A 15602-nucleotide genomic window follows, 5' to 3' on the forward strand; every position below is an offset into this window, starting at 1 on the left:
CGGCTCAGCTCCCGTCGGTGATCAGCGTGCCGCCATCCACCACCAGCGTCTGCCCGGTGATGAAGCCCGCCGCCGGAGAGGCCAGGAACACCGCGGCGCCGGCAACCTCCTCTGGCAGGCCGGGCCGGCGCAGCGGGGTCATGGCCATGCGCCGGGCCATGAACGCGGCATCTTCCAACAATGGGCGCGACAGGTCGGTGGCGATGAAACCGGGGGCAATGGCGTTGCAGCGCAAGCCCTGCGGCCCCCATTCCACCGCCAGGTTGCGTGCGAGTTGGGAAACGCCGGCCTTGGCCAGGGCATAGGCGCTGATCGCGCGATTGCCGCGCAGCGCCGAAAGGCTGGACACCAGCACCAGTGCCCCGCCCGGGCGCAAGTGCGGCCGCGCGGCGCGCGCCAAAACAACCTGGCTGCGCAAGTTGACCGCCATCACCCGGTCATAATCGTCCATGTCCAGATCGGCGAAGCCGCCCGGCCGCCCGGTGATGCCGGCATTGCACACCACGATGTCGAGACCGCCGGCAGCGGCCACCGTGGCCGCGACCAGATGGGCCAGCGCCGCGCTGTCGGTCACGTCGCAAGCCACGCCGGGCATGCCGAGTTGCGCCGCCACGGCGGCCGTATCGGCAGCATCCTCGCTGGAGATGGTCACCTGGGCACCAGCCGCGATCATCGCCTCGGCAATGGCCCGGCCGATGCCTCGGGTAGAGCCGGTGACCAGGGCCACCTTGCCATCCAGGCGGAACGGATCGCTCACTTGTGCTCGGGCCGGTCTTCGTCGAGCGGCTTGCCGTTGTGCAGGTAGGCCGGCGCCTCGATCAGCACGAAGGCGATGCGGCAGACCTTGTCGGTGGTGTTGCGCCACAGGTGGTTAGTGCCGCGCTGGATGATGATGCCGTGCTGGCCAATGGTGGTCTTGGCGCCATCATCCAGTTCCAGCTCCACTTCGCCTTCCAGCACGATGCCATAGTCGATCGAGTTGGTGCGGTGAAACGGGCTGGCCTGCCCCGGCAGCATGTCGACGATGCGGATCACCGAGCCGCCTTCCAGCGTGACCCCGGCTTCGCGCTCGCGCCCGTCGGTCTCGTCGTTGTTGTCGGCGGGCACTGTGGCGGTGGTCCAGATCAGCAGCATCGCCGCATCGCCCGAGGGGATCATGCGCGTCGGCGCCAGGTCCTCGCTCTTGAACACGGCGCGTCCCTGGGCGTCGTGCCCGGTGACCACGCGCTGCACCAGCGGCAGGCCGCTGTCGGAAACCGGGGCGGAAATCGTTTCGCTCATGCCTTCACCACTTTCTGTTCGATAACACCAAACGGGCTGCGCCCATCGGGCAGCCGCCCTTCCATGCGCACCGTGTCGCCAAAGGCCATGAAATCGGTGCGTGGTGCGCCGTGGTCCACGATCTCGATCCCGCGCCGCTCGGCAATGCAGGAAGAGCCGATTTCGCGATAGTTCGGGTTGGACACGGTGCCCGAACCGATCACCGTGCCGGCAACCAGATCGCGCGTCGCCGCGGCATGGGCCACCAGTTCGTGAAAACCATGGCCCATCGGCGCGCCATTGGCCGCGCCAAAGCGCCGGCCGTTCCAATCCACCAGCAGATCGGCGCAGACGCGCCCATCGGCCCAGACGCTGCCCAGTTCGTCGGGAGTCACGGCGAACGGTGCCATGCTGCACGGCGGCTTGGCCTGGACCCAGCCGAACCCGGTCTTCATTTCCGGCCCGGCCAGCTTGCGCAACGACCAGTCGTTGATCTGCACGATCAAGCGGATGTGCGCCATGGCCTCCGCCGCGCTGGTGCCCATGGGCACGGCATCGACGATGACGCCGAACTCGCCCTCGAAATCGATGCCGAATTCCTCGCCGGGAAAGCGCACGTCGTCATGCGGGCCGTAGAAGTGGCTGGACACCCCCTGGTACATCAGCGGACGGTCGCTTTTCTCCGGGACCACGCCCAGCACCTTGTCCATCAGCTCGCCATGGCAGGCAAAGGCCGATCCATCGAGCCATTGCCAGGCGCGCGGCAAAGGCGCGGCCAGGCGCGCCGGATCGAGCGGCTGGGGAAAATCGCCGATTGCGGCCAGGCGTGGCGCCACGGCGGCCCAGTTGTCCAGGGCTTCCTGCAAGGTCTTGACCGGCGCTGGCGCAAAGTGCCCGCCATCGGGCGAGACCACCACCAGCATTCCGTCGCGCTTGCCGGGTTGCGCGCTCGCATCGAGCGTTGCCAGACGCATGCCAAGTATTCTCCCATTCTATTTCAACCTTGCTGATGCCCGCCCGATGCCGCGCGAACAACGGCATCCTGTCGATAGTCAGCTATCGACAGGATGCGATGGTCCCGCCCCTGTCGCCATGCGACACCGCCGGGCGATGCGCGGGTCCGGGCAGGCCTCTCCCTGTCCAGCCTGCGGACCGCCCGCCAAAATGATTCCTGCAAGGATTGCAAAGATGTTCGAGCCTTTTCCCGGCAACTATGTGTGGAACCTCGCAACCAACCTTGCCCTGGTGTGCGGCGGCAACCATGGCGAGATCGACGAGGCGTGCCGCCCGGTGCGCGAAGCGGCCAAGTCTGGCGCCGATGCCGGATCGGCCGCCCTGTTCGACAGCTGGATTGCCGTCGCCGACCAGGTGACGCGCAATGCCGACGCCGATCTGGCCGCAGGCTTCACGCTCTCGGCCGGCAGCAAATACCTGCGCGCCAGCGGTTACTATCTGGCGGCCGAGCGGATGCAGAGCCGCGACTACGCGCCGCGCTGGGTGGCCTATGACAAGGGCCTGGAGCTTTATCACAAGGGCAGCGCCCTGCGTGGACTGCATGTCGACAAAGTCGAGATCCCCTACGAAGGCTCGGCCTATCCGGCGATCTTCGTCCACGATGGCAGCGGCACCCCGCGGCCCACGCTGGTCTCGGTCAACGGCCTCGATTCGATGAAGGAACAGGTCAACATGGCCGGCCACGGCCTGTCCAACCTGGAGCGGGGCATGAACACCCTGTTCGTGGACCAGCCCGGCACCGGCGAGGCGATCCGCAAACGCAACCTGCCCGCCGTCTATGATGCCGAACGCTGGGGCAGCCCGGCGTTCGATTACCTGCTCACCCGCAGCGACGTGGTGCACGACAAGATCGGCATCTTCGGCCTTTCGTTTGGCGGCTATCACGCCCCGCGCATCGCCGCCAACGATCCGCGCTATGCGCTGTGCGCGGTGATGGGCGCCAACCACGTTTGGGGGCAGCGCCAGCGCGAGCGGGTGAAGAACGAAGGCGAAAACCCCGTGCCGCACTATTGGGACCATGTGCTCTGGGTCTTCGGCTTCACCGATCGTGATGCTTTCCTCGATTATGCCGACCAGATCACGCTCGATGGCCAGGTGGACAAGATCAAGGTGCCGTTCCTGATCACCCACGGCGAAAATGACCGCCAGATCCCCGCCTTCAACGCGCAGCTTTCCTACGATCAAGCGGTCAACAGCCCGAAGCGGGCGCTGCGCATGTTCAACAAGGCCGATTTTGAAGTGGAACATTGCGGCGCTGACAACGGCACCGGCATGCGCGACTATATCGCCGACTGGTGTGCCCAGACCTTTGCCGAGATGGCCTGACAGGAAAGAGCAGCACGATGGCCGAGTTCACCTTCCACCACGGCGGCGTCTCCGTGCCCGATCTCGACGCGGCGATCGACTGGTATGACCGCGTACTGGGCTTCGCGCTGGAGCGCCGCTTCTATATCGAGGCGGCGCGCTCGCACACCGCCATGGTGCGCAAGGGCCCGCTGCGCTTCGAGATTTTCGAGGTGGAAGGCGCAGCCCCCCTGCCCGACGATCGCCGCCATCCCCCGTGCGACGTGAAGACGCACGGCAACAAGCACGTCGCCTTTCGCGTGGCTGACCTGGACGAGTTCCTGGCCGAAATGGAACAGAAAGGCGCCGATATCGCCTTCGTGGTGCGCGAGGCGTTCGGCAAGGGTTGCTTCATCCGTGATTGCGCCGGCAACCTGATCGAATTCGTCGAGGAAACCGACGACGAGGCCTGAGAGGACGGGCGCAGTCCGAATGCTCCCCCTCCTCTTCAGACGAGGGGGTCGGGGGGTGGTGGAAACCTCGCGCAAGGCACCCCACCACCCCCGGCCCCTCCTCTGAAGAGGAGGGGAGAAAACGAAGCAAATTCTGGAACCTATACAGCCCCCGCCAGTCCGGCGGGGGCTTTGCCTGGGCGATCAGATCGCGTGTTCGTCTTCCTCGGTCAGTTCGGCAAGCTTGCCGCCGATCGGGCGCTTGCCCGGCGTCGACTTGCGGAAAGCGTCGAAGCTCTTGCGATCAGCGTCGAACTGCATGTCCCAGGGAATATTGTCGCCACGGAAGATCGGCGGCGCGTTGTTCGACCAGAGCAGCGAGCCAAAGCGGAAATCCCACACGCGCGGTACCCAGTTGTCGTCAAGGTAATCGGTGTCGGCGTGGTATTCGGCTTCACCGGCGTGGCCGGGCATGTCGCAATAGTAATAGATCGCGCTGGAAATGCGATGGCGCGAAATGCCGCCGCTGGAATTCATCGACTGGTTCTTCCAGCCCTTGAAGTCCATGATGTTGGCGCCCAGCATCACTTCGTCGATATCGTCCATGCCAAAGGCGATGTGCATGAACTTGAAGTGATCGGGCGCGATCGGCAGGTCGCAGTTCACCCAGAAGATCGAGTGGTGCTCGAACGTGCCCGCCGCCCGGGCGAAGATGCCGCTGCCGCGCGAATGATCGACATAGCGGAAGCCCAGGTGCCGTTCGTAGAATTCGAAGCTGGCGACATAGTCGGGCGAGAAGAACACCACGTGGTTGATCGTCTTGGGAATGGCCTTGTGCCGCCAGATGCGGTGCTGGTTGAAACGCGGATAGCTGCCGGGCGTGTTGACCGGGCTGGTTTCCGATACCACCGGCCGCTTGGCCCAGACGCGCAGCGCGATCGGCTGTCCATCCGGGCACACGCAGCGCACGGTGCCATCCGCATCGCGCGTCACCGCCACCTCGCTGGCCAGGTTGGCGGCGATCCGCTCCAGGTTTTCGGCCGTGTCCACGCCCCACACGGTTTCCTTGAGGCCATCGCCGGCAAAAGGATCGGGCGACGGCAGGCGCGCGTCGCCATGGGCCAGCACGATCACCCGGCTGCCCGAAGGCAGGCGGAACACCGTTTCGGTCGCGCTCACGCTTTCGGCACTGAGGCCGAAATCGGTCCAGAACCGCGTGTGTTCGGCCACATCGGCCACGCCGAACACCACGCTTTCGACACCCAGAATCGTCATGAAACCTTCCTCGCACAATCTGCCATGATTATGCCGGGGCATGGCAGGCGGCAGAAACGCATTGCACGGATCGGTGGCTATCGGTTTGGCGAATGCCGGCGCTCCGCGTCAGCGCCGGAACAGCAAGGTCAGCAGAAACCAGATCGTGCGCGCATCGAGCAGCTTGAGCGCGGCGCGGGCCTCGGCCGGGGTCAGCTTGGCGACCATCGGCATGGCGCCGAAGATCTTGCCGCGAATGACCAGGGCATCGCCGTCGCGCTCGATCTTGCGCACGGTCATCAGTTCCTTGTCGTTGCCGTCCAGCACCCGCATCTGCGGCGTCTTCTTGGCAGCAGCATTCATGATACGGCCCTCCCGCATACCTTGTCGTAATCCAACCCCATGTCGTCCATCATCTGGATGGCCGTGGCGCGCCCGGCGCCAAACACCCCGCCGCCCGGATGCATGAACGGCCCCACCAGATAGAGCCCCTCGATCCCCGGCACGCGGAACGAGCCGAGATCGGGCGTGGGCCGATGCGCCACCGATTGATACATGAACGGCGCGCAGCCATGGATGTCGCCCTTGACGAAGCTGTTGGGGCTGTCGCGCTCGTGATCGATGGGGGAGCGGATCAGGCGCCCGGTGATGTTGTCATCGGTGAGGTTGGAATAGAACTTGCGGTATTGTGCCAGCGCGGCATCGGCGACCTCTTCCTTGCGCGCGTCCCACGCGGCGGCGCCACCGCCCCTGCCATTGTCGTCGAACAGGTCATACGGCGCGAAATTCACGCCATAGAACACACCGGCACCCTCCGGCGCGCGGCTGGGATCGAAGATGGTGTTGTCGCCGCCGGCGATCAGGCGTGGCGTGGTCAGGCCACGGCGCAGCTTGTCATATTCCAGCAGCATGTCGCGGATGGTGTAGAAATCCATCAGCTCGGTCATCATCGCGTTGGTTTCGTTGCCGACCTTCAGCTTCAGCCGCTCCTTGAGCGTCAGGTGCATGAGGTTGATGGAAAAGGTCGACTGCGTCACCCGTTCGGCGCGTTGCAGCACGGGTTCGGGCGTCTCGCCCACGAACTTGCGCAGCACGTGGGGGTGGATAGCCCCGATCACCCCATCGCGGGCCATGAAGGTTTCGCCCTCGGTGGTTTCCAGGCCCACCGCCTTGCCCGAGGAGACCATCACGCGGCGCACTTCCACGTTGCATCGCACTTCGCCGCCGAAGTGTTCGATCGCCCGCACCAGCGCCTTGGAAAGCTGGCCCGAGCCACCCTTGGGCATGGAGCAGCCATAAGCATGGATGATGCCCGGCATCAGGAACGCCCCCATGCCGGTACCCAGCTCATCGGGCATCTGGAGGTTTTCGGTGACCATGCGCACGATGTGCAGGCGCAGCAGGTCGCTTTCGAAATACTGGTTCACCACATCGAGCGCACTGCGGCTCATCACGTCGAGCAGGAAGCGCCCTTCGTCGGACTGGTCCATCATCGCCACGAACGCGCCCATCGGGAACGGCGGCGCATAGAGCCCGCTCATGAACATGGGCAGCGCTTCCATGCTGGCGCGGGCAAACTTGCGATAGGCTTCGGCATCGCGCGGGCTGAAGCTGGCGATCTCCTCGCACGTACGATCGAGATCCTTCCACGACCGCACCACAGTACCGTCTTCCCACACCGAGGCATGGGGCAGTTCGGGATAGATATATTCCAGCCCGAACCGGCCGAGCAGGCCCAGCTCGTCCTCGCGCAGCATCGGATTGCCCTGGATCATGATGTGCACGTTGGAATGTTCATCGTGCCAGAAGCCGGGCTGGATCAGTTCGCGCGTGGAAACGCCGCCACCAAAATGCGGCTTGCGTTCCAGCACCAGCACTTTCTTGCCGGCCTTGGCCATATAGGCGGCGGCGGTCAGGCCGTTGTGCCCCCCACCCATCACCACGATATCGTACTGGCTCATGCCGGTTCTCCCGAAAGAAACGCGCGGAATCCGGCGATGCCGGGAACATGGCTGGCGCAGCCGCCATCGGCGACCAGCACCTGGCCGGTGATGTTGCGGGCAGCGGGGCTGGCCAGAAACGCCACAACCTCGGCAATGTCTTCCGGCTCGCCCAGCCGGTCGCGCAGGGTTTCATCCTCTACCAACTGGCGCAGTGCCGGTGGAAAGGCCTCGCGCAGCGCCGGCGTCATGGTCATGCCGGGCGCCACCGCGTTGCAGCGCACGCCGCGCGGACCGTGGCTGGCGGCGATGGCGCGGGTCATCTGGATCACGGCGGCCTTGCTGCTGGAATAGGCGGCCTGGATCAGATGGCCCTGCAAGGCCAGATTGCTGACCGTGTTGACGATGTTGCCGCCGGTCGCGCAAAGGTGCGGCAGCGCCGCGCGGCAGGCGATCATCGTGCCGCGCACGTTCACGGCATACGTGCGGTCCCACAGTGCGGTGGCCATGGTCTCCACGTCGCCGTCGTTTTGCGCAACATCGGGGCCGAGCAGCGCAGCATTGTTGTGCAGCACGTCGAGCCGGCCGAACGCCGCCACGACTTGCGCCACCATCGCGGTGATGCTGGCTTCGTCTTCCAGGTCGAGCGGCACGGCGATCGCCCCGTCGATTTGCGCGGCAAGCGCCGTGGCACGGTCAACGGCAATATCGGCAATCGCCACGCGCGCACCGCGCGCGGTCAACAGGCGGGCGGTGGCTTCGCCGATGCCGCCGGCCCCGCCGGTGACGATGGCAACCTTGCCGTCCAGACGGATGGCATCTCCAGACATGCTTCTTCTCCCAGCGCCGATCCTGTTGCAAGATGGCGTCGGGCATGGTCTTACTCACCGTGTTGCCCAGCGGAAGAAGGCACTTTTTTGTGCCCCGCCAGCCACCGGAAACACCCGCACCGTGCCGATGCCGCCATGCCGCTAGATCCCAACCGATTCCCGGCCATGCTGCGCCCCGGCCTGGTTGCCCTGGCCGAAGACATGGCTGCGCACGGCACGCAACGGTCCGATCCCACGCGCGCCGTGATGGCGTTGATGGGCGACCGCTGGACCGCCTTGATCCTGCAAGTGCTGATGATCGGAACGTGGCGCCATGCCGACTTGCGCCGCGCGCTGTCGCAGCTTTCGGCAGAGCAGGCGATCTCCCAGCGCGTGCTCACGCTCAAGCTGCGCACCCTGGAACGCGATGGCTTCGTGGTTCGTCACGCGACAGCCGACGTGCCGCCGCGCGTGTCCTACGGGCTCACGCCGCTGGGACTCGATCTGGCTGGGCAAGTGCGGGCGTTGATCGATTGGGTCAACGCCCGCGGACCGGCGATCGCCGCCGCGCGCGCCGCCTTCGATACCCGCCACGACGAGCCTTGAAGCGGCTGCGCCGCGCTCGCCATGCGGCGATCAGGACGCGGTCTTGTTCACCAGGTGATTGTGGTTGTGCTGGAACTGCATGGCCATCTCGTCGCGCCGGGCGTCGGCCAGCGGCACCACGTTGGCCGGCTCGGCCGTGTCATTGGCAAAGGCGGCGAGTTGCTCCACGATCCAGCGCAGCGGGCGATCGTTGTTGTTGGAAATGTGCCACTGGATCGCCTCTCGGATCGGCGGCATGTCGAACGGCACTTCGCGCATGGCCAACGGCAATGTGCTGGCCACCTGCTGCGCCAGGCGGCGGTGCATCGTTGCGACGCGCCGCGTACCCAGCACCAGGCCGGGCAGCGACAGGAAGCTTGGCGCGACCACCTCGATCCGGCGCTGGGTCTTTTGCCGCCGCACGAACCAGTCGTCGAACGCCGGGGTGCGGGTCTTGCCGAAGCGGGCCGTGACATGGCCCAGTTCGAAATACTTCTCCCGCGTCATCTCCCCCTGCATCGCCGGGTTCGCGGCATCGCCCACCACCACGTAATCGTCTTCGAACAGGACTTGGCTGGGGTGATCGGCGCTGATCGCGATGTCGATGGTCAGGAGCAGGTCGATCTGGCCGCGCTCCAGCACGTCGATCGGGCTGTCCCCCATCGGCTGGATCTCGAACCGCATGCCCGGCGCACGCTGCTCCAGCGCCGCCAGCGCCCCGGCCAGCAGTACCTGGGTGGAATAGTCCGAGGCCATGATCCGCACCTGCCGGTCGGACGTGGCCGGATCGAACGGCGGTGCAATGGCGATCGTGGTGCGGATCTGGTCGAGCACGGCGCGCACTGGCTCGATCAGTTCCTCCGCCCGTGCCGTCAGTACCATCGAGCGGCCCTTCATCACCAGCAGTTCGTCGCCGAAATAGTCGCGCAGCCGCCCCAGCGCGCTCGACGTGGCGGATTGCGACAGGCAGAGCCGGTCGGCCGCCAGGCTGACGCTCTTTTCCTGCATCAGCACGTCGAGCGCCACCAGCAGGTTGAGATCGAGTCGTTGGAAACGCATGGGCAGTTCCTCTCCGGGCGCGTCTTCAGGTTAGGGCCTATGGGGATTTAGCCCATGGCGGGCTGCGAACGGCCGCTTTCCGCGCTTCCGGTGCTCACGTACATAAAAGTACGCTGCGCTCCGGGTCGCGGAAATCAGCCATTCTCGCTCCACCCTGACCTAAATCCCCACAGGCCCTAGGGTAGCCAGCGCGCTTTCCACCAGTCTAGCAAGGTTGCCATCATGGGCAAAGCCGGCACGCTCTGCCGCCGGGGTTTGCAGCGGCGGCTGCGCGCCAAAGGCCGCTTCCAACGCCGCATCGGGCACATAGCGCACAAGATCGGCGCTTGCCCCGCACTGCCGCGCCACTTCGGTGGCAAGATCGCCCATCGTCACGCGCAACGCGGGCAGCGTGACGGCATAGGTCGGCGGCAGCAACGCGGTATCGAGCGTGAGGGCATGCAGGAAATTGTCGGCGCAGGCCGCCACCGATTGCGCCCAGATCGTCGCGTCGGCCGAGACCGGGCAGACGAACGCCTCCCCCGCCTTGAGCGCATGGAACAGGTTGGACATGAACGCGCTCTTCATGCCCGAGGGCCCCTTGGGCCGGGCGAGGATGCCCGGCAGCCGCACCGTCACGCCCTCGATCGCACCGCGATTGGTGAACAGGGCGACGGCGTGTTCCATCATCGCCTTGTGCGCGCCATAGATCATCTTCGGGCTGAGCGGGGTGGCATCATCCACCTGAGCGGGCAGCGGATCGCCATAGACCGCGATCGAGCTGGCATAGACGAAGCGCGGCCGACCGAGTGCCGTGGCTTCCAGCAACAAGTCATACATCGCGTCCACGTTGCACCGACGCGAGGCGGCCGGATCGGCCTCTGCCGCGCCGCCCGGCACCGTGGCCAGGTGGATCACCGCATCCACCCCGGCGCCCAGCGCCGCCGCGCGCACCGCCGCATCGCCCAGATCGCCCGCCACCACGCGCGCCCCGGCGGGAATGCCGTCGGGCACGGTGTCCATCGCCACCACCTCCTGCCCTTGCGCCACGAGCCGCCGCACGATCTCGCGGCCGACAAAGCCACCGGCACCGGTGATGAGAATGGTCATGGCTGGCAGTTCCCTTTGCAGCAAATGGGGCGCCGCAAGCCGGCGCCCCTCGGTTTGTTCGGTCCTGGCGGTGCGGACTGTCGGTCAGAACGTGGCCGAGAACCGCACGCCATAGGTGCGCGGCGCACCGTAATGAGTCACCGCCATGCCGATCGGCGAAAGCTGCGGCATCGCGACGCGGCGCTTGTTTTCCAGGTTGTTGACGAACCCACCCAACGACCAGCCACCATCGGCCTTGCGCAGCGTCAGCCCCAGGTCGGTGGTCCAATAGGCCCGGATATGCTCGAAATCGAGATATTCGAACGCGCCCCACTGGTCTGAACGCCAGGCAGTGTTGACATTGCCCACCAGTTCCAGGCCCTCGCCCACGGGGACGACCTGTTCCGCGCCCAGGTTCACCGTCCACTTCGGCGCAAACAGCAATGGCTTGCCCGAGCAGTTGAAGTCCTTGACCGGCGCGCCACCCGCCGAAGCCCCGGTATAGGTGAACGAGCAACCGATATTGTCGCGCGGCGCCGCCGTGTAGAGATGCAGGTCGTTGTACTTGGCGTCGAGATATTGCACCTTGCCGGTCAGCGTAGTCCCGCCGAAGGGACGAACCATGGCGTCGACATCGAGGCCCTTGATCGTCGAACGCCCGGCATTCTCGTTGGAATTGATCACCGTGCCCGAGGTATCATACGTGAAATAGGTGATCTGCTGATCCTTGTACTTCCACAGGAAGGCTTCCAGGTTCAACTGTACGCGATTGTTGAAGAAGCGGTTCTTTGATCCGATGGTATAGGCCGTGATGAATTCGGGCTTGTAGCTGGGGCGCCCTTCGGCAAGCTGGAACCCACCGGCGCGATAGCCGCTTTCGGCCGAAGCATAGAGCAGCGAGCGCGGCGCGACGTCGAATTCCACCGCCGCCTTCCACGTCACGCGCGAATAGCTGCCCTGCGCCACCACCGGGTTGTAGGTCTTGAGAATCTGGCCCTTGCCCGTAGTCAGGTCGAACAGTTGCACGTTGGCCTGGTCGGTTGCGCTCGATGAAATCCAGCCGTTGGACTTGAGCCAGTCGATCGTGGAACCGGTGCTGAGCGTATCGGCATAGCGCGGCAGCGCGCCGCTATTGGCACAACCATAGGCAAACGAGGCCGGCGGCGTGATCAGTTCAGGCGCCACGCCATCGGGCGCGCCGCCGCAGAACGTGATGAAATTGTTGATCATCCCGTTCATGTCCTTGTGGTCGTGCGTATAGCGCGCTCCACCCACCAGGCGCAGCCGGTCGGTCACATGGCCGGTCAACTGGCCAAACAGGGCCCAGCTCGTGGTCTTGTGGGTATAGGACTGGATCGGCAGCACGAATTCCTGGTTGTAGATGCTGTTGGACTTGATCTTCTCATCGAAGAAGAAGCCGCCCAGCACATAGTCCATCGCCCCCTTGCTGCCGGACAGGCGGCTTTCCAGGCTGAACTGCTTGTCGGTCTCGTTGGCATAGGCGGTGTTGAACGCCGGGCCGTAGAAATAGCTCTCGCCGCTGGATTTGCGATAGGCCGGGATGATCGTCAGCTTGCCCAGGCCCGTGTTCCAGTTCAGCTCGGCATTCACGCCCCAATAGGTGAAATCGATCGACTGCTGGCGCTTCATCGCCGTCAGGAAGCCGAAACCCGGCGCGGCCAGTTGTTGCGTGCGCCAGGCATTGGCGGCCGTGGTGTTCAGCCCCTCGCTGGCATCGAAGCCCGATGGGATGAAGTTGTAGCTGCTATCGAACGAGCCGACATAGCTGCTGCCCGTGCCGACACCGCCCACCTTGGTCCAGTCCGCGCCCAGGCGCAGGCTCAGGTCACTGCTCGGCTCGAACAGCAACTGGCCGCGCACCCCGCTGCGGTCGAGATCATCCGAACCATCGCGGTTATAGCCCTGGTGATATTGCCGCGTACCCGAAATACGCAGCGCGGTCTTGTCGCCCAGCGCCAGATTGGCATAGCCATCGACGTTGACGGCATCGTAATTGCCGTAAGACAGGTTGAAACCCATCCCGTTCTTGCCCAGTTCCGGGCGCGCGGGAATGATGTTGACCGCACCGCCCGTGGCATTGCGGCCATAGAGAATGCCTTGCGGCCCCTTGAGCACTTCCACCCGCGCCAGGTCATAGAACGCGGCGGCAAAGGCCCCGGCGGCACGGCCCAGCACCACCCCGTCATAGCTGGGCGTCACGGCGGGATCGTTGTAGGAACTGTTGGTCACGTTGCCCACGCCGCGCAGGAAGATCGAGGTGTTCGATCCGCCACCGTTGGTCACGCTGATCGCGGGAACCTGCTTGGTGATGTCCTGCGCATTGGTCACGCCGCGCTGCATCAGGTCGCTGCCGGAAACCGCGTCGATCGCGATGGCGGCCTTCTGGATGCTTTCGGACTTGCGCTGGGCCGTCACCACGATTTCACCCAGGCCGGGCTGCCCTTGTTCCGGCTGTGTGGCGGTGGTCGGCTGATCGGGTGTCTGCTGCGCGCTGGCCGGCCCGGCCGCGATCGTCAACGCCAGAACGGATGCTGAAAACCCTGCGCAAAGGCGCGTCTGCCTGATCATAATATTCCTCCCCGGAGCATTTCCGCGCATCTTGGCACGGCAAACCTCTATTGGCCCGTCAGGTAGGGCAATCATCGCGGCGCGTCTTAACGATTGTGTGGATGGGCGCCTATCCATGCTTCGGATTTGCCTCTCGGCTACCGTGCATTAGCCATGGCGCCATGGAACGGGAGAACATCACCGGCGTCGCCAAGACGCTGATCGTTGGCGGTGGCATCGGCGGCATGGCCGCTGCCATTGCCCTGGCCGAACGCGGCGTGGCGGTCGATCTGATCGACCTTGATCCGCAATGGCGGGTCTATGGTGCCGGGATCACGATCACCGGCCCCACCTTGCGCGCCTATCGCCGGATCGGCCTGCTCGACCAGATCAAGGCGCAAGGCGCGATTACCAACAAGACACGGCTGTTCCGCTTCGACGGCACCCATCTCAAGGATCTCGACGAGCCGGTGATCGAGGAAGGCCTGCCCGCCACCGGGGGCATCATGCGCCCGGTGCTGCACAAGATCATGCAGGGCAAAGTGCGCGAACTGGGCATCCCGGTGCGCCTTGGCCTTACCGTCAGCGCCCTGGCTGATAGCGCCGACGGCGTGGACGTGACTTTTTCTGATGGCACCACCGCGCGTTACGATCTGGTCGTGGGGGCCGACAGCGTGTTTTCCGCGCTCCGCGACCTGGCCTTCCCCCACATGGCGCCCGCCCAGCCCACCGGCCAGGGCTGCTGGCGCATCTCCATCCGCAAGCCGCCCACGCTGGACATGGGCGAATTCTACCTCGGCCACGACAATCCCTGCGGCATCACTCCGTGCAGCCCCGACAGCATCTACATGTGGATGCTGACCCCGCACGAAGAGCGCGAAACGTTCCGCACCGAAGCGGAACTGTATGACGATCTCAAGGCCCTGCTCGCTGGTTTCGGTGGCCATGCTGGGTGGATCCGCGACAGCATGACGATGGACGACTGGATCAACTATCGCCCGCTCGTCGCCGCGCTCCAGCCCCGCCCGTGGTACAACGGCCGCGTCGTGCTGCTGGGCGATGCCGTCCATGCCACCACGCCGCATCTCGCCTCGGGCGCAGGGATGGCGGTAGAAAGCGGGATCGTGCTGGCCGAGGAACTGGCCCATGCCGGGCCGGATGTCGCCGCCGGCCTTCACGCTTACCAGGAACGGCGTTTCCCGCGCTGCCAAGACGTGATCGAAAGCTCGCTGGCGCTCGGCCGGCTTCAGCTTTCGCATGGCTCGCCGGGCGAACACGCGCATATCCTCGAAGGCGCGCTCGATCGGCTCAACCAGCCGTTCTGACCCAGCGGCCACGGCCTTGGCGGTTGCCCCGCGCGGGCTTTGCCGCCAAGGCTCCGGCATGTCCGTGACCATCACCCATGCCGCCCGCCCCACCGATGCCCAGCGCGAAGCGATCCTGGCACCCTTGCGCGCCTACAACCTGCGCGAAGGTGGCAATCCCGGCCTCGTCCCGGTCGCCCTGCTGCTGACCGACGCCGATCGCACCGAGCATGGCGGCCTGTGGGGCAAGATCAGCTACGACTGGCTGTTCATCGAACTGCTCGCCGTGCCCGACAGCCTGCGCGGCCAGGGCCATGGCGAAGCGCTGATGCACAAGGCCGAAGCGATCGCGCGGGACCATGGCTGCGCGGGCATCTGGCTCGATACCTATGCATTCCAGGCGCGCGGCTTCTATGAAAAGCTGGGCTACACCGTGTTCGGCACACTGGACGACCACCCGCGCGGACAAAGCCGCTTCTTCCTGCAAAAGCGGCTGTGAAACCGTCGCAACCCTTTTTGCACGATTGCCGTTTACGTTTCATGCCCGCGCCGTCCTGCGGCCATGGGGAAACGCCAGCGCATGCTCAAGATGATCGTCAACACCGGCCACGCCATGCGCATGATCACGGCCTTCGCCTCGGCCGTGTTCACTGGCCTGTGTGCCTGGCAGTTGCAGGACATGGGCGGCAGCGGCGCCGGGCAGGCTACCGTGATGGGCGTGTGGGCGCTCGCCGCCGCCTCGGCCCTTGGCGGCCTGCTGTCGCTGCGCCGCCTCCTCCAAACTGGCAAGCCAAAGGCCCGTGCCACCGGCCTGCCCGACCTGCCGGGCGATCCCGGCTTCGATCCTGACGCGATTATCGCCCGCCACCTGGCGCAACGCGCCACCGCCCCGCTGCCCGAGCCGGACGCGCCGCTGGCCGATCGCCCGGAAACCCTCCCCCCGCGCCCGGTGTTTGGTCGCAAGGGGCTCTAAGCACAGCTTAGGGTCTGTGGGGATTTAGGTCA

16 protein-coding genes are annotated in these 15602 nt (G+C 65.4%); 6 read left to right on the plus strand and 10 right to left on the minus strand.

The annotated features are described in order from the left end of the window. Positions 1-4: 4 nt before the first annotated feature. The 3 genes from IE191_RS04100 to IE191_RS04110 are packed head-to-tail and all read right to left on the minus strand — an operon-like array spanning position 5 to position 2234. On the minus strand, positions 5-757 hold the full coding sequence (locus IE191_RS04100) for an SDR family NAD(P)-dependent oxidoreductase (RefSeq protein WP_191323096.1): 753 nt from the start codon (positions 755-757) through the stop codon (positions 5-7). Beyond that, positions 754-1281 (minus strand): cupin domain-containing protein, encoded by a 528-nt coding sequence (locus IE191_RS04105; RefSeq protein ID WP_229815091.1) that lies wholly within the window; start codon positions 1279-1281, stop codon positions 754-756. The genes IE191_RS04100 and IE191_RS04105 overlap by 4 nt, the downstream gene beginning before the upstream one ends. Then, the gene (locus IE191_RS04110; RefSeq protein ID WP_191323097.1) at positions 1278-2234 is read right to left on the minus strand and encodes a fumarylacetoacetate hydrolase family protein; all 957 of its coding nucleotides are present in this window, start codon (positions 2232-2234) and stop codon (positions 1278-1280) included. Before IE191_RS04110 ends, IE191_RS04105 begins: the two co-directional genes overlap by 4 nt. Positions 2235-2448: 214 nt before the next feature. Here IE191_RS04110 and IE191_RS04115 point away from each other — a divergent pair, with 214 nt between their 5' ends. Further along, complete coding sequence (locus tag IE191_RS04115; RefSeq protein WP_191323098.1) at positions 2449-3600, plus strand: alpha/beta hydrolase; 1152 nt, start codon at positions 2449-2451, stop codon at positions 3598-3600. A gap of 17 nt (positions 3601-3617) precedes the next feature. Beyond that, positions 3618-4031 (plus strand): VOC family protein, encoded by a 414-nt coding sequence (locus tag IE191_RS04120; RefSeq protein WP_191323099.1) that lies wholly within the window; start codon positions 3618-3620, stop codon positions 4029-4031. Positions 4032-4214: 183 nt separating this feature from the next. On the opposite strand, the gene IE191_RS04125 is transcribed toward IE191_RS04120, so the two are convergent. The 4 genes from IE191_RS04125 to IE191_RS04140 form a co-directional block, all read right to left on the minus strand. Further along, complete coding sequence (locus IE191_RS04125) at positions 4215-5285, minus strand: VOC family protein (protein ID WP_191323100.1); 1071 nt, start codon at positions 5283-5285, stop codon at positions 4215-4217. A 108-nt stretch (positions 5286-5393) separates the two neighbouring features. Beyond that, positions 5394-5627, minus strand: coding sequence for a hypothetical protein (locus IE191_RS04130; protein WP_229815092.1), 234 nt, complete (start codon positions 5625-5627; stop codon positions 5394-5396). Beyond that, positions 5624-7225, minus strand: a complete 1602-nt coding sequence (locus tag IE191_RS04135) for a phytoene desaturase family protein (RefSeq protein WP_191323101.1) — start codon at positions 7223-7225, stop codon at positions 5624-5626. The genes IE191_RS04130 and IE191_RS04135 overlap by 4 nt, the downstream gene beginning before the upstream one ends. Next, complete coding sequence (locus IE191_RS04140; protein WP_191323102.1) at positions 7222-8034, minus strand: SDR family NAD(P)-dependent oxidoreductase; 813 nt, start codon at positions 8032-8034, stop codon at positions 7222-7224. Before IE191_RS04140 ends, IE191_RS04135 begins: the two co-directional genes overlap by 4 nt. A gap of 135 nt (positions 8035-8169) precedes the next feature. Between IE191_RS04140 and IE191_RS04145 the strand changes: the two genes are divergently transcribed. Continuing rightward, positions 8170-8619, plus strand: a complete 450-nt coding sequence (locus tag IE191_RS04145; protein ID WP_191323103.1) for a winged helix-turn-helix transcriptional regulator — start codon at positions 8170-8172, stop codon at positions 8617-8619. Between the two features lie 30 nt (positions 8620-8649). On the opposite strand, the gene IE191_RS04150 is transcribed toward IE191_RS04145, so the two are convergent. The 3 genes from IE191_RS04150 to IE191_RS04160 form a co-directional block, all read right to left on the minus strand. Beyond that, positions 8650-9657, minus strand: coding sequence for a LysR family transcriptional regulator (locus IE191_RS04150; protein WP_191323104.1), 1008 nt, complete (start codon positions 9655-9657; stop codon positions 8650-8652). A 159-nt stretch (positions 9658-9816) separates the two neighbouring features. Then, the gene (locus tag IE191_RS04155) at positions 9817-10746 is read right to left on the minus strand and encodes an NAD-dependent epimerase/dehydratase family protein (RefSeq protein ID WP_191323105.1); all 930 of its coding nucleotides are present in this window, start codon (positions 10744-10746) and stop codon (positions 9817-9819) included. A gap of 84 nt (positions 10747-10830) precedes the next feature. Further along, on the minus strand, positions 10831-13263 hold the full coding sequence (locus tag IE191_RS04160; protein WP_229815093.1) for a TonB-dependent receptor: 2433 nt from the start codon (positions 13261-13263) through the stop codon (positions 10831-10833). A gap of 212 nt (positions 13264-13475) precedes the next feature. On the opposite strand from IE191_RS04160, the gene IE191_RS04165 reads away from it, so the two are divergent. The 3 genes from IE191_RS04165 (at position 13476) to IE191_RS04175 (ending at position 15570) form a co-directional block, all read left to right on the plus strand. Beyond that, entirely contained in the window at positions 13476-14618 is a 1143-nt protein-coding gene (locus IE191_RS04165; protein ID WP_229815094.1) for an FAD-dependent monooxygenase, read from the plus strand. A 58-nt stretch (positions 14619-14676) separates the two neighbouring features. Beyond that, positions 14677-15096, plus strand: a complete 420-nt coding sequence (locus IE191_RS04170; RefSeq protein WP_191323108.1) for a GNAT family N-acetyltransferase — start codon at positions 14677-14679, stop codon at positions 15094-15096. A 63-nt stretch (positions 15097-15159) separates the two neighbouring features. Continuing rightward, entirely contained in the window at positions 15160-15570 is a 411-nt protein-coding gene (locus IE191_RS04175) for a hypothetical protein (RefSeq protein WP_191323109.1), read from the plus strand. Positions 15571-15602: the final 32 nt, after the last annotated feature.

It is taken from the genome of Novosphingobium pokkalii (assembly GCF_014652855.1).
GTDB lineage: Bacteria > Pseudomonadota > Alphaproteobacteria > Sphingomonadales > Sphingomonadaceae > Novosphingobium > Novosphingobium pokkalii.

Excerpts from the sequence above, each read along its gene's own strand:
- IE191_RS04115 (WP_191323098.1), top strand. The coding sequence starts at position 2,449 with ATGTTCGAGCCTTTTCCCGGCAACTATGTGTGGAACCTCGCAACCAAC.
- IE191_RS04140 (WP_191323102.1), bottom strand. The coding sequence starts at position 8,034 with ATGTCTGGAGATGCCATCCGTCTGGACGGCAAGGTTGCCATCGTCACC.
- IE191_RS04135 (WP_191323101.1), bottom strand. The coding sequence starts at position 7,225 with ATGAGCCAGTACGATATCGTGGTGATGGGTGGGGGGCACAACGGCCTG.
- IE191_RS04165 (WP_229815094.1), top strand. The coding sequence starts at position 13,476 with ATGGAACGGGAGAACATCACCGGCGTCGCCAAGACGCTGATCGTTGGC.
- IE191_RS04170 (WP_191323108.1), top strand. The coding sequence starts at position 14,677 with ATGTCCGTGACCATCACCCATGCCGCCCGCCCCACCGATGCCCAGCGC.
- IE191_RS04105 (WP_229815091.1), bottom strand. The coding sequence starts at position 1,281 with ATGAGCGAAACGATTTCCGCCCCGGTTTCCGACAGCGGCCTGCCGCTG.
- IE191_RS04120 (WP_191323099.1), top strand. The coding sequence starts at position 3,618 with ATGGCCGAGTTCACCTTCCACCACGGCGGCGTCTCCGTGCCCGATCTC.
- IE191_RS04145 (WP_191323103.1), top strand. The coding sequence starts at position 8,170 with ATGCCGCTAGATCCCAACCGATTCCCGGCCATGCTGCGCCCCGGCCTG.
- IE191_RS04125 (WP_191323100.1), bottom strand. The coding sequence starts at position 5,285 with ATGACGATTCTGGGTGTCGAAAGCGTGGTGTTCGGCGTGGCCGATGTG.
- IE191_RS04175 (WP_191323109.1), top strand. The coding sequence starts at position 15,160 with ATGGGGAAACGCCAGCGCATGCTCAAGATGATCGTCAACACCGGCCAC.
- IE191_RS04130 (WP_229815092.1), bottom strand. The coding sequence starts at position 5,627 with ATGAATGCTGCTGCCAAGAAGACGCCGCAGATGCGGGTGCTGGACGGC.
- IE191_RS04155 (WP_191323105.1), bottom strand. The coding sequence starts at position 10,746 with ATGACCATTCTCATCACCGGTGCCGGTGGCTTTGTCGGCCGCGAGATC.
- IE191_RS04110 (WP_191323097.1), bottom strand. The coding sequence starts at position 2,234 with ATGCGTCTGGCAACGCTCGATGCGAGCGCGCAACCCGGCAAGCGCGAC.
- IE191_RS04150 (WP_191323104.1), bottom strand. The coding sequence starts at position 9,657 with ATGCGTTTCCAACGACTCGATCTCAACCTGCTGGTGGCGCTCGACGTG.